The organism is Lysobacter capsici, assembly GCF_018732085.1.
In the GTDB taxonomy this organism is placed as follows: Bacteria; Pseudomonadota; Gammaproteobacteria; order Xanthomonadales; family Xanthomonadaceae; genus Lysobacter; species Lysobacter capsici_A.
In genome coordinates, this window is record NZ_CP076103.1 from 676,030 (window position 1) to 698,265 (window position 22,236).

Annotated in this window: 18 protein-coding genes and 1 pseudogene; 12 read left to right on the forward strand and 7 right to left on the reverse strand. The window is 65.9% G+C overall.

Annotated elements, in window-relative coordinates; translation table 11 throughout:
• Positions 1 to 95: 95 nt before the first annotated feature.
• Positions 96 to 425: a hypothetical protein gene (locus KME82_RS02760; protein WP_215497174.1), complete on the reverse strand. Its 330-nt coding sequence runs from the start codon at positions 423 to 425 to the stop codon at positions 96 to 98.
• A 133-nt stretch (positions 426 to 558) separates the two neighbouring features.
• Between KME82_RS02760 and KME82_RS02765 the strand changes: the two genes are divergently transcribed.
• From KME82_RS02765 to KME82_RS02785, 5 genes and pseudogenes are all read left to right on the forward strand, one after another.
• Entirely contained in the window at positions 559 to 1,413 is an 855-nt protein-coding gene (locus KME82_RS02765; protein WP_215497175.1) for a hypothetical protein, read from the forward strand.
• A 1,176-nt stretch (positions 1,414 to 2,589) separates the two neighbouring features.
• A pseudogene (locus KME82_RS26865) lies at positions 2,590 to 3,224 on the forward strand (XVIPCD domain-containing protein).
• Positions 3,221 to 3,358 carry a hypothetical protein gene (locus KME82_RS02775; protein ID WP_215497176.1) on the forward strand — a complete coding sequence of 46 codons (138 nt, stop codon included), beginning with the start codon at positions 3,221 to 3,223 and terminating at the stop codon, positions 3,356 to 3,358. Before KME82_RS26865 ends, KME82_RS02775 begins: the two are co-directional and overlap by 4 nt.
• Before the next feature lie 113 nt (positions 3,359 to 3,471).
• Positions 3,472 to 4,164: a phytanoyl-CoA dioxygenase family protein gene (locus KME82_RS02780; protein WP_215497177.1), complete on the forward strand. Its 693-nt coding sequence runs from the start codon at positions 3,472 to 3,474 to the stop codon at positions 4,162 to 4,164.
• Positions 4,165 to 4,333: 169 nt separating this feature from the next.
• Positions 4,334 to 4,828 (forward strand): VOC family protein, encoded by a 495-nt coding sequence (locus tag KME82_RS02785; protein WP_215497178.1) that lies wholly within the window; start codon positions 4,334 to 4,336, stop codon positions 4,826 to 4,828.
• 87 nt (positions 4,829 to 4,915) lie between these two features.
• Here the strand turns inward: KME82_RS02785 and KME82_RS02790 are convergent, their stop codons facing one another.
• Both KME82_RS02790 and KME82_RS02795 read right to left on the reverse strand, forming a co-directional pair.
• Positions 4,916 to 6,445: an FAD-dependent monooxygenase gene (locus tag KME82_RS02790; RefSeq protein WP_215497179.1), complete on the reverse strand. Its 1,530-nt coding sequence runs from the start codon at positions 6,443 to 6,445 to the stop codon at positions 4,916 to 4,918.
• Between the two features lie 386 nt (positions 6,446 to 6,831).
• Positions 6,832 to 8,505, reverse strand: coding sequence for a hypothetical protein (locus KME82_RS02795; RefSeq protein ID WP_215497180.1), 1,674 nt, complete (start codon positions 8,503 to 8,505; stop codon positions 6,832 to 6,834).
• Between the two features lie 292 nt (positions 8,506 to 8,797).
• On the opposite strand from KME82_RS02795, the gene KME82_RS02800 reads away from it, so the two are divergent.
• Entirely contained in the window at positions 8,798 to 9,178 is a 381-nt protein-coding gene (locus KME82_RS02800) for a VOC family protein (RefSeq protein ID WP_215497181.1), read from the forward strand.
• A 49-nt stretch (positions 9,179 to 9,227) separates the two neighbouring features.
• On the opposite strand, the gene KME82_RS02805 is transcribed toward KME82_RS02800, so the two are convergent.
• From KME82_RS02805 to KME82_RS02820, 4 genes are all read right to left on the reverse strand, one after another.
• Positions 9,228 to 9,878 carry a hypothetical protein gene (locus KME82_RS02805; RefSeq protein ID WP_215497182.1) on the reverse strand — a complete coding sequence of 217 codons (651 nt, stop codon included), beginning with the start codon at positions 9,876 to 9,878 and terminating at the stop codon, positions 9,228 to 9,230.
• 239 nt (positions 9,879 to 10,117) lie between these two features.
• The gene (locus tag KME82_RS02810) at positions 10,118 to 11,251 is read right to left on the reverse strand and encodes an agmatine deiminase family protein (protein ID WP_215497183.1); all 1,134 of its coding nucleotides are present in this window, start codon (positions 11,249 to 11,251) and stop codon (positions 10,118 to 10,120) included.
• Positions 11,252 to 11,387: 136 nt separating this feature from the next.
• Positions 11,388 to 12,620 (reverse strand): sensor histidine kinase, encoded by a 1,233-nt coding sequence (locus tag KME82_RS02815; protein ID WP_215497184.1) that lies wholly within the window; start codon positions 12,618 to 12,620, stop codon positions 11,388 to 11,390.
• Positions 12,604 to 13,281 (reverse strand): response regulator, encoded by a 678-nt coding sequence (locus tag KME82_RS02820; protein WP_215497185.1) that lies wholly within the window; start codon positions 13,279 to 13,281, stop codon positions 12,604 to 12,606. Before KME82_RS02820 ends, KME82_RS02815 begins: the two co-directional genes overlap by 17 nt.
• 464 nt (positions 13,282 to 13,745) lie before the next feature.
• Between KME82_RS02820 and KME82_RS02825 the strand changes: the two genes are divergently transcribed.
• The 6 genes from KME82_RS02825 (at position 13,746) to KME82_RS02850 (ending at position 22,230) form a co-directional block, all read left to right on the forward strand.
• A complete protein-coding gene (locus KME82_RS02825) occupies positions 13,746 to 16,052 on the forward strand; it encodes a hypothetical protein (protein ID WP_215497186.1) in 2,307 nt (768 codons plus the stop codon).
• Positions 16,053 to 16,320: 268 nt separating this feature from the next.
• Entirely contained in the window at positions 16,321 to 17,076 is a 756-nt protein-coding gene (locus KME82_RS02830) for a DUF3348 domain-containing protein (RefSeq protein WP_345777964.1), read from the forward strand.
• The gene (locus KME82_RS02835; protein WP_215498943.1) at positions 17,069 to 19,513 is read left to right on the forward strand and encodes a DUF802 domain-containing protein; all 2,445 of its coding nucleotides are present in this window, start codon (positions 17,069 to 17,071) and stop codon (positions 19,511 to 19,513) included. The genes KME82_RS02830 and KME82_RS02835 overlap by 8 nt, the downstream gene beginning before the upstream one ends.
• Positions 19,510 to 20,157: an OmpA family protein gene (locus KME82_RS02840; protein ID WP_215497188.1), complete on the forward strand. Its 648-nt coding sequence runs from the start codon at positions 19,510 to 19,512 to the stop codon at positions 20,155 to 20,157. The genes KME82_RS02835 and KME82_RS02840 overlap by 4 nt, the downstream gene beginning before the upstream one ends.
• A 6-nt stretch (positions 20,158 to 20,163) precedes the next feature.
• Positions 20,164 to 20,823, forward strand: a complete 660-nt coding sequence (locus KME82_RS02845; protein ID WP_252255601.1) for a DUF2894 domain-containing protein — start codon at positions 20,164 to 20,166, stop codon at positions 20,821 to 20,823.
• 144 nt (positions 20,824 to 20,967) lie between these two features.
• On the forward strand, positions 20,968 to 22,230 hold the full coding sequence (locus KME82_RS02850; protein ID WP_215497189.1) for a hypothetical protein: 1,263 nt from the start codon (positions 20,968 to 20,970) through the stop codon (positions 22,228 to 22,230).
• Positions 22,231 to 22,236 lie beyond the last annotated feature (6 nt).

Here is a 22,236-nt window from a genome sequence, read left to right on the forward strand (position 1 = left end):
CATAGGTCGTTCGGTCGCGATGGGAAGGGTTGCGACTAAGTTCGCCGTCACCAGCTGCGCGGCAGGGGATGTCGCCAGCGATAGCGTCAGCCGTATCAGCGGGGCGTTTCCACGATCTCAAGCGATATCACGCAATCGCGCTTGAAGCCATCGGCGGAAAAACCGACGGACATTCCCTCGCCGGTTGCCGTGTAGATGCCTGTGCGTTGGTAGTAATCCATCCAAGACGGGTCGGGTCGCGCGATCGCAATGGCTTGCTTGACCGGGAAACACGGCTCGCTGCTCAACTCCACCAGCATGTGGCGCTCGTCATCCAGGCGTAGATAGCGACGGACCACATAACCGTCGCGCAGCGTTGCCGGCTTCTGCGTGGCGATTCGATCTATCGCATTCGCGTTATCGTTGGCAGCGAAATGGCCGTGCAACGCTCGATCCAGACGATCGAATCCGGCGGGGCCCTCACGAAGAGGGAGTGTCAGGAGGCTCTCGGCATGAAGATCGGATAGCGTTTCGCGCCGTATCGCTCTGGTATCCGAGCAAGCCGATACGAAGCAGACGATGACGAGCGTCGACGAAATCCCGGTGTATGAATGCCTGACAAAGCCACATGTTTTCAGCATCAATCCTCGGCTTTTTTCTGATCCGGCGCATAAGGTCTACGGCGGTCGTTGTTTATCACATGATGGCTCGCTTATGCTCAGCGCATCCTCTCTGCGTGCGGTGCAAGCAATGCGCAACTTCCAGTTCCGCTGTGTCGCCGCAGCTATTCGGCCCTACGCAATCGCGCCCGCATTGATTGTGCTCAATGTCCTCGCGGTCAGCGCTTGCGCCCATGGCCCGACACCGCCGCACACCTCCGTTACCGCCCAGGAGCCTCATGGCATGACGTCGAACGAGCACTATCGGATCAGCGACGCCTCGGAGTACCCCACATTACCGCCCGAAGAGGTGGGGCTGAGGGTGTTGAAGCTATTGAAGGAACTGCCGTCCCTGAAGGGACTGACGGCGCAGCAGGTAATCGAGAAAACCGGGCTTCCCCTCAAGTTGGCTGCGGAAGCAGGCGTTTACGGTTTTACGGTTCGCATGCCTGATTCGGGATGGCTCTACATGCTGACATTCGAGCCGGCCGACGGCCGCTACAAAGAGAGGCTGTCCTACGAGGTACGCAATCCCGCTAACCGCAGCGGCGCGGACATGACCCCCGTATGCAAGCTCGACTTCGATGCCTATGCGGACGCCCTGAAACGAGCGGGGTACAGCGTTAGTGAGGATCGCAATGAGATCGGAATGTTGGAGGAATATATTTTTCATCGCGAAGATTTGAAGATTCGGATAGGACCCCGAAACCGGACCGTAAAAGACGTTGATGCGCCCTTGTGTGTCGAGCGCCTGACTGTCTATTCGGCGGGTTAATCCATGGCCGGACCAAATAAACAGCTATCCGACGCCATCGATCGGTTAGCGGCGGACCCGGGCGCCACCGCGGACCAGTTCGCTCAGTTACGTAACGCGCTCGCTTCGGATAGCAAGCTGCTGGATCGCATGAACGATGAGGCCAAACTGGGGCATATCAAGGTTTTCGTCATCGGTGAAGAAGGGCCGGCGGGACGCTACGACATCCAATCGGGCACGGTGACCTTGCCAACGACGAGCTTTCGTCCATCAGGCGTCTCTGCCTCGGAAGATCTGACTGCCGTCTTAAAGCTGCAGGACATGTCCGTGAGATTCGGAAACAGTGTCTATGCGGATACGTCGGGCAGAAAAGTTCCTGTCTCGCAGGAAATGCTCGGGAACTTGCAGAACTCGATCAACCAGTCGCCGGAGTTGGCTGCGCAAATGAAAGCGGCGGTCAGCGCCAAGCCTTACCCGCACTTGATCAAGTTCGACATCCTTGATGCTGGCTTTGGCGCAGGCGCGACTTATGACGGCGACAACAAGTCGATCAGTATTCCAGCCGCAAGGTTGCAGAATTCGTCCGCCACCAATGGGGAGGGATTCGATCCTTTCAGCATGGCTTACACGCTCGCGCATGAAACCCAGCATGGGATCAATCATGCGGCCAAGCGACAGGCCTACGTTGTATTCGATCGCGAGGTTCGGGAGATCGCACGCGATAAAAACCCGATCAACGACTACACCGCGCCGATAGGCAGGCTGATCGGTGCAGGTCGGCAGGATGAGGCCAAGGCCGAGATCGCCGGATGGAACGCCGTGGCCAGCATGGTGAAACAAGTCAATCCACAGGCGGGACTGGATGCCATGGGGCGTATAGATAACATACGAGGCCATTTATTCGTCGACAGGAACGACGCCACGCGCAAGTTTGAGGGACGTCCGGGGCTGACATTCGGACCTGAACTCAACCTTGAGCCGACGGCGGCCAACGTCGAGACTCTGGGCAAGTATTACTTCGATCGGGATCCCTTGAACACGCCTGGAAAGAATGCCCGCGAAGTATCCACGCTCGGTCCGCACAGAGAGGCCGACTACGCCAACTATTACGGACGAAACGCGATCGAGCGACTCATAACGATCGACAGGAAGCATGCGCGCGCAATCGACGGAGTCGAGCCGCAGATGCATATCGATATGGCGGCTTTGCGGCTCAACGAGCGCTTGATCGAGCGACTGGGGTTGGAGATAGACCCGCGTCCGGAGCAGCGGCAGCCCTACTACGACACCAGCCGGTCGCCACCTGCACTCCAGCACTTCGATCACACCAAGACGGGGCGCAGTTTGAACCAGCATGTGCCCATCGATGCGGCTGTTTTGGCGGACGATCCTGTCGCTGTGGGCCGCGAGCGTTTGACGCCGAGGGAGCAAGGGCATCCAGATCACGGCTTGTATTCCCAGATTGCGACCCAGGTCCGACAACAGGATCAGCAGCACGGCCGCCAATGGGACGAAAGCAGCGAGCGCATGACCGCTAGCCTGTTGGTTCTGGCGAAGGGAATGATCTGTCGCAAGTAGATCACGTGGTCTTCAGCACCAGGAACGAGCGCGTCGCCGCGGGCGAAAACGTCTTCGTCGTACAAGGTCGGCTGGACGATCCGGCGCATCTGCGGGCGCATATGAAAACGGACGAGGCTGTTCGTACGCCCGAGGCGGCATCGTTCGAAAAAGTAGAGGCGATTAGCGAGCGTATGGCCCGACAAATGCCGCAGGCTCAGGCGCTCGGGCAGATGCCGGAGGAAGCGCCCAAGGGGTCGGGCATGGGGCGATGACGGTACTGCGCTATCAGGAGGGCCAAGAGGTTCGGCTGGGCGACAGTGTTCGCTGGGGAAGCGATGCGCGCGGCATGGTCGTGGTCATGATCGCCGAACAGACGGCACTGCCTGGCTACATCGCAGCGGATTAGGCGTATCTGCTGCACGGCTGCATGATCGAGATCGCTGCGTTTGGACTATTCCATTACGATGCCGAAGGATTCGCGCAGGACGAAAATCTCTTATTGCTCGCTCGGACGACCTGATGAAATCGGATCAAGCCGAATTTTTCGCCGCGCAAGGTTACTTGCGGTTGGATGCCTTCCATCCGAAGAGTCGGATGGCGGCGATCAGGCGGAACGTGCTTGATGAGATGAAGCGGTTGTCGGCGAGGACCGACGTGACGAAGTCGTTGCGGCAACTTCCGTTCTTTCAGCAGATCGGCAAGCTCTCCGCGCTCGTGAATGTCCCAGGGCTGCACGACGCGCTTGCCACGCCGGAGCTCATCGAATTCATATCCCGATTGGGCGGTCAGGCATTGACGCCCAGTCAAGGCACCCAACTGCTGCTGTCGCCGCCTAATCAGGGCGACTGGACTTTGAAAGGTTTGAATTGGCATGTGGACGTAACGTCCGACCCGCTGTGTCGGCTTGCCGGCATTCAAGCGTTCTTCCTGATCGACGATGTGGCGCCGCGCGGCGGCGCGACGCTCGCGTTGGCGGGTTCGCATCGGGTCGATACGTCGGGGCTGGGTTCCGTCTCCGCGTTGCGCAGGCTGTTGAAGACATCCGACAATCTCGAGCGCAATCTTCGCGGATCGGGTGTCTCTATCGTCGAAATGTCAGGCCGCGCGGGTGACATTTGTCTGATGGACATGCGGCTTTTGCATACGCCGTCGATCAACGCGAGCAAACAGCTGCGAATGATGGCGACGTGCCGTTGTTTTGTCGGCGCTTGATGTTATTTTTGCCCGGCACTTGCCCGGGCCCCGTTCAACGATGTGATCGGGCATGGAGCGGCGCCATGAGACGATCGTGCATGCGCCTCGTGGCAGGCAGAGCATCGATGCAGTCCGGTGTTCTGCGCGATTGGAATGCACGTATCCACCTGAAACCAGGAGAACGGTCATGGTCAACAAGAACGCGCTCAGCAAGAACACGATTTGTCTGTGGTACGACGGCGCCGCGCTGGACGCGGCGACGTTCTACGCGAAGACGTTTCCGGACAGCGCGGTCGGCGCGGTGCATCACGCGCCCGGCGATTATCCCGACGGCAAGCAAGGCGACGTGCTGACGGTCGAGTTCACGGTGATGGGCATTCCGTGTCTGGGCTTGAACGGTGGGCCCATGTTCAAGCACACCGAGGCGTTCTCGTTCCAGGTCGCAACCGACGATCAGGCCGAGACCGATCGCTTGTGGAATGCGATCGTCGGCAACGGCGGCAAGGAAAGCGAATGCGGCTGGTGCAAGGACAAGTGGGGGCTGTCGTGGCAGATCACGCCGCGCGTGCTGACCGATGCGTTTACGAATCCCGATCCGAAGGTGGCCAAGCGTGCGTTCGACGCGATGATGAAGATGCAGAAGATCGATATCGCCACGATCGAGGCCGCCGTGCGCGGTTGATGCATCGCACGCGGCGGATGGGCGTGGCCGCGATTCAAGGCCCGTTCGCATCGCGTGGAGCGGTGATGTCGGGCAGGGACGCCGACATCAATGCGCGGGTTCGCCGAACCATCGGGTCGCGGCCTGCGCCACGCCTTCGTGATCGCCGGCGCTGTCGCTCGCCCAGGCGACCACGCCGTCCGGCCGCACCAGCACGGCGCTGAGACCCAATCGGTCCTTGGCGTCGCTGGCGACATGGGTGATGCGATCGCTCCAGCGGCGTGCACGCGCCGCGAGCGACGCGTCTGCGTCGAAGTCCAGCAACAGAGCCTTGCCCAGGCGCAGCCGCTCGCCGGCTTTGCTGCCGTCGGCCAGATCGAAGTCGGGCGTGCTGCGGCCCACCAGCGGGTGATCGCCGCCGAGGTCGTAGCGCAGGCCGACGCCCCAGACGCGTCCGGCGAAATAGGTGGCGCCGTCGCGCGTGCCGATGAGGTCGTGGACGATGGCTTCGAGCGCGCGCGAACTCGGGCTGGGTCGCATCAATGCGACCTGGGCGCGCGACCAATCGAGCACTTGCGCGCCGATCGGATGACGTTCGCGCTCGTAGCTGTCGAGCAGATCGGCCGGCGCGTCGCCGCGAAGGGTGGCGGCGAGCTTCCATCCCAGGTTCATCGCATCGCCCAGGCCGAGGTTGAGCCCTTGCCCGCCCAAGGGCGAGTGAATGTGCGCGGCATCGCCGGCCAGCAGCACGCGTCCGTTGCGGTAGGTCGTGGCTTGTTGGGTGCGATCGGTCCAGGTCGTGGCGAGCAGCAGCGAGGTCAAGGTCACGTCGGTGCCGGAGATATACCGCAGCACCGCCTGCACATGCTCGAGCGTGATCGGCTGGGTGCGGTGATACGCACCGCCGTCGAACGCGGCCATCGCGATGGTCCCGGGCTGGGCCTGGAAGTACATGCCGGTCGGCGTGTAGTGGCGGCCCAGTTGTAACTTGTCGGGGTCGGCGATCTCGACCCGAACCGAATAACCGGTGAACTCGGGATCGGTGCCGACGAATTCGAAGCCGCCGGCTTTGCGCACGACGCTGCGGCCGCCATCGCAACCGACCAGCCAGCGCGCGCGGAAGGTTTCGCTGCCGGCGCGAACGCTTACTTCGTCATCCGATGTGTCGAGTTCTTCCACGCGCAGGCCGCGCCTGATTTCGGCGCCCATCGCGATCGCGCGCGAGGCCAGCACGGTTTCGATGCGTTCCATGTCGGCGCCGGTCGGCGTATCGGCGGGGCTGGGCAGGCGATACGACCACTTCGTGCTGTCGATATTGGTCGAGTCGAACGCGATGCCGGCGAAATGGCCGAATTGGCGGCGCGGCTTCTGCGCGGTCTTCGCCGCTGCTGCGCCGCCGTCGCTCGCGTCGTCGTGCGCGCGCTGCGCGGGCGCGATGTCGTCGAGCAGGCCGCGGCGGTAGAAGGCTTCCAGGGTGGGCGCGGACAGGCCGCGCATGCCGAACGGAAGGCGCTTCAGCGGCGAGTCCGGATCCTCGGCCTGCTCCAGCACCAGTACCGAGACACCCGCCAAGCGCAGTTCGCAGGCGAGAAACAGGCCGACCGGTCCGGCGCCGGCGATTACTACGTCGTAGATCAAGGGGGATTCCTCGAGCGTGTTGGCGGGGCGCGGGAGGTTGATGGTTCTTCCGCGGGAGGGCTCGGTCCGTGGGCTCGGGCTATTTTAATGATCGCCAGGGGCTGGGGTGCGCCTTGTTTGTTGGCGGGGTTGAGGCGATCTGGCGGGAAAAGCGAATCTCCCTTGCCCCCTTTTCCAATGAGGGAACAGCAACGGCAAAAGCGAAGCCAGAAGCAAAGCCCGAAGCAAAGCCGACGGCGAAGCGTTGCGAGCGCGAATAGTCGCCCCTTGGAAAAAGGGGCTGGCGCTTGCGTGGCTTCAGGCGAACGCGGCTGCGCCGGGGCATTTGCTTCTGGTCGCCCGCAAGCCGAAGCCCTCCACCATGCAGACGATAAGCCTCGCCGTCCTTACGAAATCACCAAATCGAACAGCTCCCACCCGCCCACCTGCACGGCGGTGGGAATCAACGGCCCCTTCGCTTCGTTCGTCGCCGTCACGTAACGGTTGTTGGCACGCGCCCGCAACGCGATCGTCCCGCCGGGCAGCACCTCGATGAAGAACCGCTCACGCGCGCCGACCGTGTCGCGATTGGCGATCAACGCGTTCTGCTGCGCGGCATCCACCGTCACGAACTTCGCGTTGGCATGCGACAGCAAGGCGACATCGCCGCCGCCCGCGTCGACCATGTCGAAACGTTCCCACGGCCCGATCGCGTCGCGATTGGCGATCAGCGCCTGGCCGCCGCCGCTTTCGGCGACCACGTAGCGATTGTTCACCCGTGAACGCAGACTCAGCACGGTGGCCTGTCCGACCGTGCTTCCGCTCACCGGCGCCGTCGGGCGCACCGGGGTCAGCGCCAGCGCGCCCTTGAGCATGCGGCCGCCGTCGCCGGTCAGGCGTAGGTAGTAGTCCGATGCGCAGGGCGTGCCGTCTTCGTCTAGGGCGGCGAAGTTGAAATTGACGGGCAGGTCGTTCGCGGTTTCGGCGGTTTTCGCGATCTGGTTGCCTTCGTTGTATTCGTCGAACATCGAGATGTAGAAGCCGGCGACGCCGAGCCGGGCGAGGTTGTAGAACTGGCGCCACATGAAGTTGCCGTGGGCGCGCTGGTGTTCGGCGAGGTCGCCCGGCAACACGCAGGGTTGGTAGTCGATGCCGTGCGCATCGCAATAGTCCTTGTCGGCGATGTTGACCGACAGCCAGAACGCGTCGGCCTCGTGGAGCTTGCCGATCGCGCCGATCATCCACGGCGAGAGCATGTCGAACTGGTTGAACACGTCCAGGAAGCCGGGCCGCACCGAGTCGCCGGTGCGCCAGCGGGTCGGCACGCCGCCGATCACGTAACAGCCCTGGCGCTTGAACCACGCCACCACGTCGGCGCATTCGGCCGCATGGAAGGGCCGGCTGTCGTCGTCGAAGCCGAAGCCCCAGATGCACACCACCGGCTTTCCGTTCTGGCGCGCGTACGCGGGCGATGCGGTGAGGGCCGACATCTTGTTGCTCCAGTCCTCCTTCATCTGCGTGCGCATCTGGGTCCAGCCGCTGACGTCGTACATGATGTAGAACTTGCGTTGATAGCGTTCGGCGGCCTGGCGGACGTTCGCGGCCATGGCGTCGCGGGTTGGGCCTTCGCCCGAGACCGGGTTGAAGCGTTGCAGGGCCGCGGTGTCGATGCCGTGCTGCTGCATCCAGTGGAAGTGGACGTTGACCGTGTCCTGGTCGTAGCTCGAAAACAGCCTGGCCGGCGCGCCGTTGCGCAGTGGCGCGAAGTCAGTCTGATAGCCGCTGGCGTACTCGCGCATGTCGGGCCAGGACTTGATCGCGTTGTTGTCGGGATTCGGCGCGCGACCCCAGTCGTGAGCCCAATGCCACCAGCCGTTGATCGGTGCGCCGTCGCCGGGCGCGGCGAACCAGCCCTGGTAACCGACGGTCACTTTGCCGACGACATCGCCGGGGCCGCTGACCGCGGCGATGCCGGTCGCGCGCGCGTGCAGGGCGGCGCGGGCGATCGCCGAGGCGCCGACGGCGCCCGTGGCTGCCGCGGCGGCGCTGCCGAGCAGGAAGGTGCGGCGTGTGATGCTCATCGACGAGACTCCCGAAGCAGGTGAGGGATGGAGGCGGCCATGCGGGCGATGCCGCGCGGCGGCGGTTCGCTTCGGTCTTCCTTGGTGGCTTCATCGTGGGAGTCGCGCGGCCCTTCCTTCAATGCCCCCTTCGGACTAGCCCGCGCTCCGGCATCTCGTTTCGTTAGCGCAATGCGTCGCACAAGCGACGCAGCGTCGATCAATACGGTTCGGGAGCGCTACCTGGCGCGATCGGCTGCCCAGGCGCTCGTCTGAGCTATGCTCCAACCCCGCATCGACCCAAGGCGCCCGCATGCTTCACCACATCTCTCTCGGCGTCCGCGATCTGCAAGCGGCCGGCGCGTTCTACGACGCCACCCTGGGCGCCTTGGGTTACCGCCGGGTGTTCGACGGCGAAGCGTCGATCGGCTACGGCCTCGTGGACGGCCAAGACATGCTGCTGTTGAATCTTTGCGCCGACGCGGCCACCCCCGGAGCCGGTTTCCATCTCGCATTCGCCGCGCCGTCGCGCGCGAGCGTCGATGCGTTTCACCACAACGGCCTGGAAGCCGGCGGCCGCGATAACGGCGCGCCGGGGCTTCGTCCCGATTATGGAGATGGCTACTACGCGGCCTTCCTCGTCGATCCGGACGGCCACCGCGTCGAAGCCGTGATCAATCGCAGCGTGGTTTAAGCGAGGCTGACAGAGTCGACCGGCTCGGACTTGCCTGAAGCATGACGCTTCAGCTTGTCGCGGTGACGGAGCGGGCGGCATCGCGCCGGCTCAAGCGGAAGAAGAAAAACGCCACGGTCGCCAGGCCGATGGCCGAAGGCAGAATCTGCGACCACGGTTGCCAGACGCGCACGACGTTGCCCACCAGCGCCGAGAGCATGCCGAACAGCGCGGCGATCAGTTTGTAACTGTGGTCGTAGCGCCACAACGTGCGGAACCAACGGCGCGGAAACAGCCAGCGTGCGGCGTCGTAGGCCAGGATCGTCGCCAACGCGCCAAGCGAGGAATACACCAGCACGTTGGCGCCTTCGGCGCGCAGCACGATGGGGACGAGCAGGCCGGCAAGGATCATCGCGCACACGGTCCAGGCCCCGTCGATCATTTGCGGCCCGCGTTCGCGGGTACGCGCCGAGCGCCAGCCGCCGACGAGCTGATAAAGCACCAGCACGGTCAATACGGCGAAGTTCGGCAGGAACCGGAACAGCGTCAGCCCGGCCGCCGCCGATGCGCACACGACGAAGCCTGCGTAGCAGAAATATCGGCCCCAGCGATGGTGCGCGGGGCTGCCCTTGGCATTGCCGAGTTGGTAGAAGCCGATGAGCATGGCGACCATGCCCGCCATCACGTGGACCGTGATGTTGAGTAGTTGCGGAGCGGGCATGGGCGTCCTGCGATGCACGGCGATGCGGCCATTTAATCGGCATCGGTGCGAAACGGCCCGTGCCATTCGTCTTTGCGGCAATCGCCCGCGTCGACGTGCGCGGCGCGATTCGCCAAGACAATGGGCTGGACAGGTTCAGCGGCGGAGCAAGCCCGCCGAGCCTGAGTCGGCGCAAGAGCAAGGTTGGACGGTCTGCGACCGCCCGCGCGAGGAATCGTCTCCACGCGCGGGCCGACGACTCAAAGCGCCGCAGGCTGCTGCTGGGTCACGCAATGCACCATGCCGCCGTTGCGGTACAGGTTGCGCACGTCGATGCCGATCACGCTGCGGCCCGGATACAGGCCTTGCAGGATCGATTTGGCGACGGCGTCGTTGGGGTCCTTGTACTCGGGCATCAGCACGACGGTGTTGCCGACGTAGTAGTTCACGTACGAGCCGCGGTAGCCCAGTTCGTAGCCGTAGGCGGTGACGACGTCGCGCGCGGTCAGCGGCAACTGCACGATGCGGTAGGCGGCGCCGTCGATGTCGCTTGCGCGGTACAGGCGCTCGATATCGGACGATGACAGGCCCCATTGGCGCAGATCGGCGCGGCTCATCGTGACCAAGGTGTCCGGCGTGCCGAAACGGGCGAAGCCGTCGATGTGCATGTCGGTGATGTCGTCCTTGCCGCCGGGCGCGCCGTCGAGCCAGATGAACTTGGACACGCCCAGCTGCTCGGACAGCACCGCTTCGAGTTCGGCTTCGCTGAGCTCGGCGTTGCGGTTCGGTTCGCGCGTGGAGCTGCGCGTGGCCATCAGCACGCCGCGTCCGTCGACTTCGATCGCACCGCCTTCGAGCACCACGTCGTTCACGTCCACGCGCGGCAAGCCGATGCGGCCGGCGACAGCGGCGGGCACGGTGTCGTCCTTGCGGTAGGGCGCATCGAGGCCCCAGCCGTTGAAGCCCCAGTCGGTGATCGTGAGCCGGTCGTTGCGGTCGTAGACGAAGATCGGGCCGTTGTCGCGCACCCACACGTCGTCGGTCGGGCGGATCAGGAAGCTCACCTTGGTCAGCGCGATGCCGGCGGCGTTGAGCAGAGTGCGCACGCGGGCCTGCTCGTTGGCGTCGTAGACGATGATGTGGACGTTTTCGCTGGCGACCAGCGCGCGGGTCATCGCCACCCAGGTCGGATCGAGCCGGTCGCGATAGGCGCGGCCGTAGGTGTAAGCGTGCGGCCATTGCAGCCAGGTGCCTTCGTGGCGCGCGGTTTCGTCGGGCATGTAACCAGTCTGGGCGTGGGCCGCGCCGGGGGCGACGGTGTTCAGGGCGAGGGCGCATAGGACGCTGGCGACCAGCGGACGCCAGCCGGCGCGGGGAAGCTTGGAGGTGTGCATGGGGGAAACCTGTCGGGTGAGGTGGGCTTGGACGCGCACCTTAGCCAGCGAACCTGACATCCCGCTGATATCGGCCTGTCGACAACCGGCGGCCGAAAAAAATCAGTCGACGGCGGCCGCTACGGCGCCCGCACCGTCACAACAGCAGTTCCACCCGCGCACCGCCGCCGGTGCGGTTTTCCAGGCGCAGCTCGCCGCCGTGCAGTTGCGCGATGTGCTGGACGATCGACAGGCCCAGGCCGCTGCCGCGGCTGGCCGGGCCGGTCACGAACGGCTCGCCGATGCGTTGCAGCAGCGCCCCGGGGAATCCGGGGCCGCGATCTTCGACGATCACCTTGCGACCGCTCACCGTTACGCTGATCGATGCATCGCCTGCATCGTTCGCCGCGTGCAGCAAGGCGTTGTCGATCAGGTTGCGCACGGCGGTTTGCACCAGGCGCAGGTCCACGTTCACCACCGACTCGTCGGCGTGGAAGGCGATCGGCCGATCGTCGGGCAGGATCGCCTCGATCAGCAGATCCAGGCGTACGGGTTCCTTGTGGACCGGCGAATCGGCCGCGTCCAATCGCGCCAACAGCAGCAACTGTTCGACCAGGCCGGCGGTCTGGGTCGTGACCCGTTCGACTTTCGCCAGCACCTGCGTCGGCGGCTCGCGACCGTCGTGCGCCGATTCGCACAGCGCCTGCAAGCGCGCGACCGGCGTTCGCAGTTCGTGCGCCGCCGCGGCGATGAAGCGTTCGTGTTGTTCGAACGAAGCGATCGCCGGCCGCAGCGAGCGACGCGACAGCACGTGGCCGACGAGGATGCCGAACGCGGCCAGGCCGGCGGCGATCGCCAAGGTCCAGCGAACGAAGGCGGCGTGGGTGGCATCGCGCGCGCCGGGGTCGGCCAATACCAGGATTGCGGCGATGGGTCGGTCGCGGTCGTCGTAGGTCGGCTTGGCTTGCAGCAGGTAAGCGCGGCCGCGGCGGTCGTGGCCTTCGCTGGCGATATCGCGGCCGCCGGCGATCACGGCCTCGGCCAGCGCGAACGGTTCGGCGAGATCGAAGCGCGGCCGCTCCGGGCGCAGCAACACCTTCGGCGGCGGGCCTTTGCCGATCACCCAGATATCGCTGCCGCTGTCGATCACGTCGGGCTCCTTGCGCAGCACTTCGTCGTGAAAGCGGCCGTCGGCGTCGAACCACGTCAATCCGTACACCGCCGTCGCGCGCAGCCGCGCGCTGGAGGCGAGGTCGAGCTGGGCCAGCCGCGCATGCGTGGCGATGGCGACGCCGCACAGCACGATCACGCACAGCAGCCACGCCGCCGTCCACACCGCGGTCAGGCGCAGGTGCAGCCGTCGCAGGACCTGCTCACGCCGTCGCGTCATCGCGTCCGTCCAGCCGATAACCCGCGCCGCGCACCGTGTACAGCAACGGCGGGCTGCCGAGTTTGCGGCGCAGCGCGGCGATCAACACCTCGTCGGCGTTCGACGCCGGTTCCTGACCTTCGCCCCAGCAACCGGCGATGATGTCGCCGCGCGCGACGACTTGCCCGGCGCGTTCGGCCAATAACTGCAACAAGGCGAACTCCTTCGGACGCAGCGGCAGCGCGACTCCGCCGCGACGGACTTCGCGACGGCCCAGGTCGACTTCCAGATCGGCCACGCGCAACACGCTGGGCCGGATCGCGCCGCCGCGTCGCCCGATCGCGGTGATGCGCGCGATCAGTTCGTCCATCGAGAACGGCTTGATCAGATAATCGTCGGCGCCACCGGCGAAGCCGTCGATGCGGTCCTCGACCGCATCGCGCGCGGTCAGGAACAGCGCCGGCGTGGCGATGCCGCGCTGGCGCCATTGCCGCAGCGAGGCGAGCGCATCGCCATCGGGCAGGGCGCGATCGAGCACGAAGGCATCGTAGGCATACGACCGCACGAAGGATTCGGCGGTCGCCAGATCGGCGACTTCGTCCACCGCATGCCCGTGCGCGCGCAGCCGTCCGGCGACGGCCTCGCGCAAATCGGTCTGGTCTTCGAGTACGAGCAGGCGCATGGGTGCGAGCTTACCGCCGCGGCGGCCTGGACGCGCGGGGCGTCACAGTTTGCCTCGAAACCTTCCCGGCAACGCCCCATGTCCGCCCCCGGATCGTCCTTGTCGCGCGCCCGAGGCCGGGATCACCGTGGCGTGTGGTGCATGGACTGTCGTACTCGCAATGCCGCATCCCGATGCGACGTGGCGCGGAACACATCGGAAGGTGAACTGCGTTTTGATTTAACAAATCAACGCGGCCCGTCTGTCCGTTGGCCGCGATGCGGGGCGTTGACCAGAACGGGGCGCGCTTCATTGGAAGTGTCATTGAGCGAATCAGCAAGCCGCGCAGGCCGGCTCGCACGACGACGGCTGATGCCCCACATGCGATGCACCCGCATGCGCAAGGCGTGACCCACGCCACAACGAAGTTGCGACTTCACCCGTGCCTGCACGAAGGGATATCCGACTCAGTCAAGGAGAGTGCTATGAGAACCACATGGCTCAAGGACGTAACCGACGGCGCAGGGTGGTTGCGCCGTCTGGCGGTGGTCGCGGTACTGGCCTGTCTGCCGTTGCAATCGGCGATGGCCAGGATGCTCGAAACCCCGAGAAGTTTTTCGCTGCAGGACAAGTCGTTGGCCGCGGTGCAGCGCAAGACGCTGGCGGCGGTGGATTCGCGCACCTTGCGCGACCAGGACAGCGCGCGCGCCAAGACGGCGAAGGGGCCGTTGCCGGTGCGCTTCGCGGTGCAGGCGGCGGTGGGCTTCGACCTCGACAACTCCGGCACCTGGCAGAAGCTGGCCGACGGCCAGCTGTGGCGCCTGCGCATCCAGTCGCCGGGCGCGATGAGCCACAACCTGGGCATCACCCGCTTCGACATGCCCGAGGGCGCGAAGCTGTGGCTGTACGATCCGGCCGGAAAACGCGTGGAAGGCCCTTACGTCTGGCACAACCGCAGCAGCCATGGCCGCTTGTGGACGCCGATCATCGAGGGCGACGAGGTGGTGGTGGAAGTGTTCGTGCCCAACGGCGTGGCGAGGCCGGCGATCACCATCGGCCAGGTCAACCAGGGCTATCGCGATCTGTCCGAGACCAGCATGGACAAGTCCGGCAGCTGCAACAACGACGTGATCTGCCCGGTGGGCGATCCGTGGCGTCCGCAGATCCGCTCGGTCGCGCGCTACACCATCAGCGGCTCGTTCCTGTGCAGCGGCCAGTTGGTCAACAACACCGCGTTCGACTTGACGCCTTACTTCCTCAGCGCCGCGCATTGCAACGTGACCGCGGCCAACGACGACACCCTGGTGTTCTACTGGAAGTTCGAGTCGCCCAACTGCGGCGATCTCGGCGGCGGCAGCACGAGCATGAACCAGACCGGCGCGATCTTCCGCGCGTCCTATGCGCCGAGCGATTTCCTGCTGGTGGAACTGGAAGAAGAGCCCGATCCGTTGTTCGATGTCTACTATTCGGGTTGGGACGCGACCGGCGTGGCGCCGGCGGCGACGGTCGGCATCCATCACCCCAGCGGCGATGAGAAGGCGATTTCGTTCAACAACAACGCGGTCACTTCCACCGCGTACGGTTCCAACACCGTCAACGCCGCGGCGAATCACTGGCGCGTGGACATGTGGGAAGACGGCACCACCGAAGGCGGTTCGTCGGGTTCGTGCCTGTGGGATGCTTCCAGCAAGCGCTGCGTCGGCCAGTTGCATGGCGGCGCGGCGTCCTGCTCGGCCACCACTTCGCCCGACTGGTACGGCAAGTTCAGCGCGAGCTGGACCGGCGGCGGTACCGCGGCCACGCGCCTGAAGGATTGGCTGGACCCGGGCAACACCGGCATCATCGCCATCGACGGCGACCCGCACGTGACCACGCTCGACGGCACCCGCTACGATTTCCAGGGCGCCGGCGAGTACACGATCCTGCGCGATCCCAGCGGCGTGGAAATCCAGGCGCGGCAGACGCCGATCGCCACCTCGTTCACGCCCGGCGCCGATCCGTACAGCGGACTGGCCACCTGTGTGAGCCTCAACAGCGCGGTCGCCACGCGGGTGGGCAAGTACCGCGTGACCTATCAGCCGAACCTCAACGGCGTGCCCGATCCCAAGGGACTGGAACTGCGCATCGACGGCCGGCTGACCACGCTCGGTGCGGGCGGCATCAACCTGGGCAACGGCGGCAGCATCAATCCGACCGGCGCGCCGGGCGGGATCAAGATCACCTATCCCGACAAGTACAACCTGCAAGTCACGCCGGGCTGGTGGTCGACCGAGTCCAAGTGGTATCTCAACATCGGCGTGAGCCGCAAGGTGGCCGACGGCGCGAACGGCGCCGAGCCGGGCAGCAATCTGGTCGGCGGTATCGGTGCGCCTCTGGCGTCGAAGAGCTGGTTGCCGCCGCTGCCCGACGGTACGGGCCTGGGCCCGCGTCCGGCCGCGCTGCACGATCGCTATGTCCATCTGTACAAGAAGTTCGGCGATGCATGGCGGGTGAGCCACGCCTCGACCTTGTTCGATTACGCGCCGGGCACCTCGACCGAAACCTTCACCAACAAGGACTGGCCGATGGAAAGCCCGCCGTGCAACCTGCCGGGCGCCGAGCCGGTCAAGCCGCTGCCGCTGGAAGTGGCGGTGCAGGAATGCCGGATCGTCAAGGACGAGCGGACCCGCCAGAACTGCGTGTTCGACGTGATGATCACCGGCGAGCGCGGCTTCGCTCAGACCTATGCGCGCACCCAGGAAGTCAACGCCAAGGAGGCCGCGAAGGCCGCTCAGGGCGGTGCGACGAAGTGATCCAGGCAATGGCCGGCCATCGATGACGGTGGCGGCTTGCGGCGGCGACGCCGAGGGAGCGATCCCTCGGCGTTGCGTCATGGACGCATCGGTGGCCGCGGCGCGGCGGGTTTATGAACAATCAAGGAACGCCGCGCACGCGCGCATGAATTCGCTAAATCGACCGTCAATACCGCGAATACGCCGTGTCGGCCCGCCCGCACGCGCATCGATCAGCAGGCCGCTTCCATTCGCGTGTAAAATGGCGATCTTTTAGCCAGCAGTAATGATGCAAGCACCTCGACGGGCTACGGTTCGCGGCCCGACGTTCATCCGCACGCTCGCTCGCCTGACCATCGCCGACGTTCCACCGCCCGCGCGATCGTTGTCGGATCAGCTGAGCCAATGGGTCGATTGGACCCACGCCGTGGCGCTGTCCACGGCGCTCGACGGCAGGCCGCCCGCGGCGCTGCTCGACGATCGGATCCTGCGCAGCGCCGAAGACGACGAGTGCGCGCGCGTGCGCGCGTCGCTGGCGAGCGCGATCGTCGCCGATCGCGCATTCGCCGCGGCGACGCCGCGTGGGCCGGGGCCGGCCAGCGCCGCGAGCGCCGACGTGGACGAAACGCTGGATTTCCCGTTCTACCGTCAGCGCTATCTCGCCCTGCAACAGACCATGGAAGCCGGTGTCGGCCGCCTGCGCGAGCGCCTGCGCGCGATGCTGACCCACGGCACGCCCGGCATGGTCCGGCTCGCCGCCGTGGATGCGGTCATGGAACGGGCCTTGGGCCGGCGCGAGCGGGCCTTGTTGTCGGCGGCGCCGACCCTGCTGGGCCAGCACTTCGAGCGCCTGCGTGAAGCCGCGCTGGTGGCCGCCGACGCGCAGGCGACCGCCGACGCGCAGCTCGCGCCATCCACCGCGTGGCTCGAGACATTTCGCAAGGACATGCGCGAGGTACTGCTCGCCGAACTGGACGTTCGCCTACAACCGGCGCAAGGCCTGCTCGCGGCCCTGCGCACTCATGCAAAGAACTCACATGCTTAGAAATCTGCTTTATCCCGCCGTCTTCGCCGCGGGTTTGATCACCGTGTGCTGGGTCGGCGCGGGCTATGTGCTCGCCAATCCGCTGGCGTTGTCGGTGGTGATGTTGATCGGCGCGTGCTATCTGGCCGGCGGGTTCGAGCTGTACCGCTACCGCCAGGCCACCGCGACGCTGCAGCAGGCCGTCGACGGCCTGTCGCAGCCGCCGTCGAACCTCGGCGACTGGCTCGGTCGCCTGCATCCTTCGTTGCGCAACGCGGTGCGCCTGCGCATCGAAGGCGAGCGCGTGGCCTTGCCGGCGCCAACGTTGACGCCGTATCTGGTCGGTCTGCTGGTGCTGCTGGGCATGCTCGGCACCTTGCTGGGCATGATGACCACGCTGCGCGGAACCGGGATGGCGCTGGAAAGCGCCACCGACTTGCAGGCCATCCGCGAGTCCATCGCCGCGCCGGTCGCCGGGCTCGGCTTCGCGTTCGGTACGTCGATCGCCGGCGTGGCCGCCTCGGCGATGCTCGGCTTGCTGTCCGCGCTGTGCCGGCGCGAGCGGGTGCTGGCGGCGCAGCGGTTGGATGTCGCCATCGCGACGACGCTGCGCATCCACTCGCAAGCCCATCGGCGCGAGGAAGCATTCAAGCTGCTGCAACAGCAAGTCGAGGTGATGCCGACCCTGGTCGAGCGGCTGCAGGCGATGACCGCGGCCATCGAACAACACAGTCTGGCCGCGCACGAGCAGCTGACGTCCCGCCAGGAGGCTTTTCACGAGCGGACCGACGCGGCCTACGGCCGATTGGCCTCGTCGGTCGAAGCGTCGTTGAAGGCGAGCATCAGCGAAAGCGCGCGCGTCACCAGCGCGGCGCTGCAGCCGATCGTGGAAACCACGATGGCGGCGATCGCGCGCGAGACCGCCTCGTTGCACGACACCGTCACCCAGTCGGTGCAGCGGCAGATGGACGGCCTGTCGGCGGGTTTCGCCGCCAGCACCGCCACCGTGGCGGGTCTGTGGAGTCAGGCGCTGGTCGATCAGCGCCAATCCAACGAAGGATTGGTGCAGGACCTGGGCGCCGCGCTGGAGCGTTTCACCGACCGTTTCGATCAAAGCGCCGCCGGCCTGCTGGACACCGTCTCCACGCGGTTCGAAGCGACCGCGGCGCACGCGGCGGATGCATGGAACACCGCGCTGTCGCGGCAGTCGAGCGCCAACGAAGCGATGGCCGCGCATAACCAGCAAGCGCTGGTCGCGACGACTCAGGCATGGAACGACAGCTTGTCGCGGCAGCTGAGCGCCAACGAGAACATGGCTGAGCGCAACCAACAGGCACTGGTCGCTGCGGCAGATGCGTGGAACGCGTCGCTGTCGCGGCAGCTGAGCGCGAACGAGGACATGGCTGCGCGCAACCAGCAGGCGCTGGTCGCGGCGGCGGATGCGTGGAATGCGTCGCTGTCGCGGCAGCTGAGCGCCAATGAGGACATGGCCGCGCGCAACCAGCAGGTTCAGGTCGCCGCGGCGGAGGCATGGAACGAGGCCTTGTCGCGGCAGTCCAGCGCCAACGACGAGGTGGCGACGCGCAATCAGCAAACCTTGATCGCGGCGGCGACGACGTTCGAACAGCACGCCAGCTCGCTGCTGCAGGCGATGCGCGAATCGCATGGCAGCTTGCAGGCCGAGCTGGAATCGCGCGATGACGAGCGCCTGGCGGTGTGGACCGGCGCCTTCGCGTCGATGGCCGCCGAACTGGGCCAGCGCTGGGAGCGCAGCGGCGAGCACGCGGTCGAGCGCCAGCAGCAGATTTGCGATGTCCTCGCGCAGTCCGCGCACGACATCGCCGCGCAGACCCAGGCGCAGGCGCAGGAAACGATCGCCGAGATGTCGCGCCTGGTCGACGCCGCGTCGCAGGCGCCCAAGGCCGCGGCCGAGGTCATCGCCGAGCTGCGTCAGAAACTGTCCGACAGCATGGCGCGCGACACCGCCATGCTCGACGAGCGCAATCGTCTTCTGGCTACGCTGGAAACCCTGCTCGATGCGGTCAATCACGCGTCCACCGAACAACGGGTCGCGGTCGATGCGCTGGTCGCCACTTCAGCCGATCTGCTCGATCGCGTCGGCACCCGCTTCATCGATCATGTCGGCGCCGAAACCGGCAAGCTCGGCGTCGTCGCCGCGCAGGTCGCCGCCGGCGCGGTCGAGGTCGCGAGCCTGGGCGATGCGTTCGGCGCGGCGGTGCAGCAGTTCGGCGAGTCGAACGAAGCGCTGGTGGTTCGCCTGCAGGGCATCGAAACCGCATTGGACAAGTCGCTCGCGCGCAGCGACGAACAACTGGCGTACTACGTCGCGCAGGCCAGGGAAGTGATCGACCTGAGCATGCTCTCGCAAAAGCAGATCATCGAGGACATGCACCAACTGGCCGAGCGGCGCGTCGCCGACGGAGCGCAGGCGGCATGAGCGTGGACACCCATGGCGACGTCGGCGACGGCGACGGCGAATCGACCGCGCCGGTCTGGGCCGCGTTCGGCGACCTGATGTCGGTGCTGCTGGGCGTGTTCGTGCTGATCCTGGTGGGCGTGATCGGCGTGCAGATGCAGTTGTCGAACCGGCTCGACGAAGAGGTCAGGCAGCGCCGGCTGGAGGCGCAACGCCGCAGTTCATTGGAACAGGCGTTGGCGGCGCCGCTGGCGGCGGGCCGGGTGACCCTGGTCGACGGTCGCATCGGCATTCGCGGCAGCGTGCTGTTCGCGTTCAACTCCGAGCACCTGCAGCCCGAAGGCCGCGAGCTGTTGAAGAGCCTGGCCGCGCCGCTGTCGGGTTACCTCAAGACCCGCAACGAAATCCTGATGATCAGCGGCTTCACCGACGACCGGCAGGTGCGCGAAGGCAATGGCCAGTTCGCCGACAACTGGGAACTGTCGGCGCGCCGCGCCTTGACCGTGACCCGCACCCTGATCGCCGAAGGCGTGCCGGCTTCGTCGGTGTTCGCCGCCGCGTTCGGCGCGGAGCAGCCGGTGAGTTCCAACGCCGACGAAGAGGGTCGGGCGAAGAACCGGCGGGTGGAAATCGCGCCGATTCCGAAACCACCCAAGGCCAAGTGAGGCACCGTGCGCGATAGTCCCGCCACTGCCCGGACGGTGCTCGACGCATGGCGCGAGCAGGGCGCCGACCGCATGAGCCGCGTGCGTTTTCATCGCATCGATGCGCTGGAGCGCCGCGCCGCGGGCTACGACGGCGACGTGCGGCGTCTTCTGGATGCGCGCCTGGCCGAACTGATCGCGGCCTATGCCTCCGATCTGGATGCGGCCACACTCACCGTCGTGGCGAGCGGCGAAGGCGATGCCGCGGATGCGTCCACGGCCGATGCGATGAGCGGATTGCTCGGTTACATCGCCGCGCAGGCGGCGCTACGCGATGAGGCCGCGACGGAAGACGCAACGCCGCGCCCCGCATTTCCGGAACTCGCCGCGCTCGACGATTTCAGGAAACTCTGGTCGGCCGTGCGCGTCGAAAACCAGACTCGGATGTCTTTGGAACAGGTGCCCACCGACGTCGGCCCGCTCAACTCCGGCGCGCTCGTGCATCGCTCGTTGACCTTGATGCGCGAATCGTCGCCGGGGTATCTGCAGCACTTCATGGCCTACGTCGACGCCTTGGCCTGGCTGGAGCGGATGAGCGACGACGGCGTGCTGGCGCTGGAAGACACCACCCAGGCCGCGGCCAACGGCAAGCGCACCCGCGACAAGCCGCGCAAGCGGCGGGAGTGAGGCGCCGCGAGGTCGGTGTTCGTCCGGCTTCGCCGGCAAGAACCACGGCTTCGGCCCGGTCTTGTCCTGCTTGGGGATGGTTGTGCTCGCAACGCGGGCCGGTTGGTTCACACTTCACACTTCAATCCACGAGAGAAGAAGTGCATGAAGTCTTTGCTGATGCTGCTCGGCGCGACCGTGGCGATCGCTTTGGGCAGCGCCGATGCGCGCGCCCAGGCGACTCAAACGACCGAGAAGACCTTCGTCGATGCGGTCAAGGCGCGCGCCATGCCGCTGCGGATCGCCTCGACCGGCCTGTCGGGCGCGGGCGCCGAGTTTCTGGCCGCCCAGGCCGCGGCATCGCAGTTCGTGCTGATCGGCGAGGATCACGGCTTCGCCGATACGCCGCAATTCGCCGAGGGTTTGCAAGCCTCGCTGGGCCAGCGGCGCTTCGATCATCTTGTCCTGGAAATCGGCCACTACGCGGCCCGCCGGGTCGAGGCCGCGCTGTGCGAGCGCAAGGATGGACTGGCGCGACTCAACCAGGCGTTTCCGTTCTTCTCGCCGTTCGTGAATTTCAAGGAGGACGGCGCGCTGGCGGCCTCGTTCGTCGCCTGCGATCGCACGACGCCGTCGTTGTGGGGCATCGACCAGGAGTTCCTGCTGTCGTCGCAACTGCATCTGGATCGCCTGCAGCAACTGACCACGAGCGAGCCGCAACGCAAGCGGCTCGCGGTGTTCCGTCGCGAAGCCGACGAGGCCTGGAATGCGATGGTGGCCAAGCACGATCCGGGTTCGATCGCGCTGGTCAACTGGACGGCCGAGGATTTCAGCCGCCTGCGCGGCATCTTCACACCTGAGCGCGACCCCGAAGCGGTGGCGCTGGTCGATGCGATGGCGGCGAGTTCCGAGATCTATCGTGCGCAGAACACCGGCGCGTATGCGTCCAACCGCGCTCGCTCGGTGATGATGAAGTCGCTGTTCATGCGCGACTATCAGGCGGCGCGGGCGAACCAGGAGCGGCCGCGGGCCTTGTTCAAGCTGGGCGCCTACCACGCCGCGCGCGGCCTGACCCCGACCCAGCAATTCGACATCGGCAATCTGGCCTCGGAACTGGCCGAGTCGAACGGCGGCCGCAGCTTCCACGTGCTGGTGCTGATGAACGGCGGCGAGGTGAATCGCCACTTCCCGTTCTCCGCCGATACCAGCGACGAACGCGCCGCCTACGACGCCAAGGAAGAATTGAAGACCCTGGGCATCGAGGCGCTGCTGGCGGTCGCGCCGGCGGACGACGCGGTGGTGATCGATCTGGCGTCGCTGCGCGCCGATGGGCCGCGCATGCCGTCGGGAAATCCGATCAATCGCCTGATCTACAACTACGACGCGGTGGTGCTGGTCGCCAAGGGCCATGCGGCGTCGGGTTACTAGCCGGCG

Excerpts from the sequence above, each read along its gene's own strand:
- KME82_RS02765 (WP_215497175.1), top strand. The coding sequence starts at position 559 with ATGACGAGCGTCGACGAAATCCCGGTGTATGAATGCCTGACAAAGCCA.
- KME82_RS02775 (WP_215497176.1), top strand. The coding sequence starts at position 3,221 with ATGACGGTACTGCGCTATCAGGAGGGCCAAGAGGTTCGGCTGGGCGAC.
- KME82_RS02780 (WP_215497177.1), top strand. The coding sequence starts at position 3,472 with ATGAAATCGGATCAAGCCGAATTTTTCGCCGCGCAAGGTTACTTGCGG.
- KME82_RS02785 (WP_215497178.1), top strand. The coding sequence starts at position 4,334 with ATGGTCAACAAGAACGCGCTCAGCAAGAACACGATTTGTCTGTGGTAC.
- KME82_RS02795 (WP_215497180.1), bottom strand. The coding sequence starts at position 8,505 with ATGAGCATCACACGCCGCACCTTCCTGCTCGGCAGCGCCGCCGCGGCA.
- KME82_RS02800 (WP_215497181.1), top strand. The coding sequence starts at position 8,798 with ATGCTTCACCACATCTCTCTCGGCGTCCGCGATCTGCAAGCGGCCGGC.
- KME82_RS02805 (WP_215497182.1), bottom strand. The coding sequence starts at position 9,878 with ATGCCCGCTCCGCAACTACTCAACATCACGGTCCACGTGATGGCGGGC.
- KME82_RS02810 (WP_215497183.1), bottom strand. The coding sequence starts at position 11,251 with ATGCACACCTCCAAGCTTCCCCGCGCCGGCTGGCGTCCGCTGGTCGCC.
- KME82_RS02815 (WP_215497184.1), bottom strand. The coding sequence starts at position 12,620 with ATGACGCGACGGCGTGAGCAGGTCCTGCGACGGCTGCACCTGCGCCTG.
- KME82_RS02820 (WP_215497185.1), bottom strand. The coding sequence starts at position 13,281 with ATGCGCCTGCTCGTACTCGAAGACCAGACCGATTTGCGCGAGGCCGTC.
- KME82_RS02825 (WP_215497186.1), top strand. The coding sequence starts at position 13,746 with ATGAGAACCACATGGCTCAAGGACGTAACCGACGGCGCAGGGTGGTTG.
- KME82_RS02830 (WP_345777964.1), top strand. The coding sequence starts at position 16,321 with ATGCAAGCACCTCGACGGGCTACGGTTCGCGGCCCGACGTTCATCCGC.
- KME82_RS02835 (WP_215498943.1), top strand. The coding sequence starts at position 17,069 with ATGCTTAGAAATCTGCTTTATCCCGCCGTCTTCGCCGCGGGTTTGATC.
- KME82_RS02840 (WP_215497188.1), top strand. The coding sequence starts at position 19,510 with ATGAGCGTGGACACCCATGGCGACGTCGGCGACGGCGACGGCGAATCG.
- KME82_RS02850 (WP_215497189.1), top strand. The coding sequence starts at position 20,968 with ATGAAGTCTTTGCTGATGCTGCTCGGCGCGACCGTGGCGATCGCTTTG.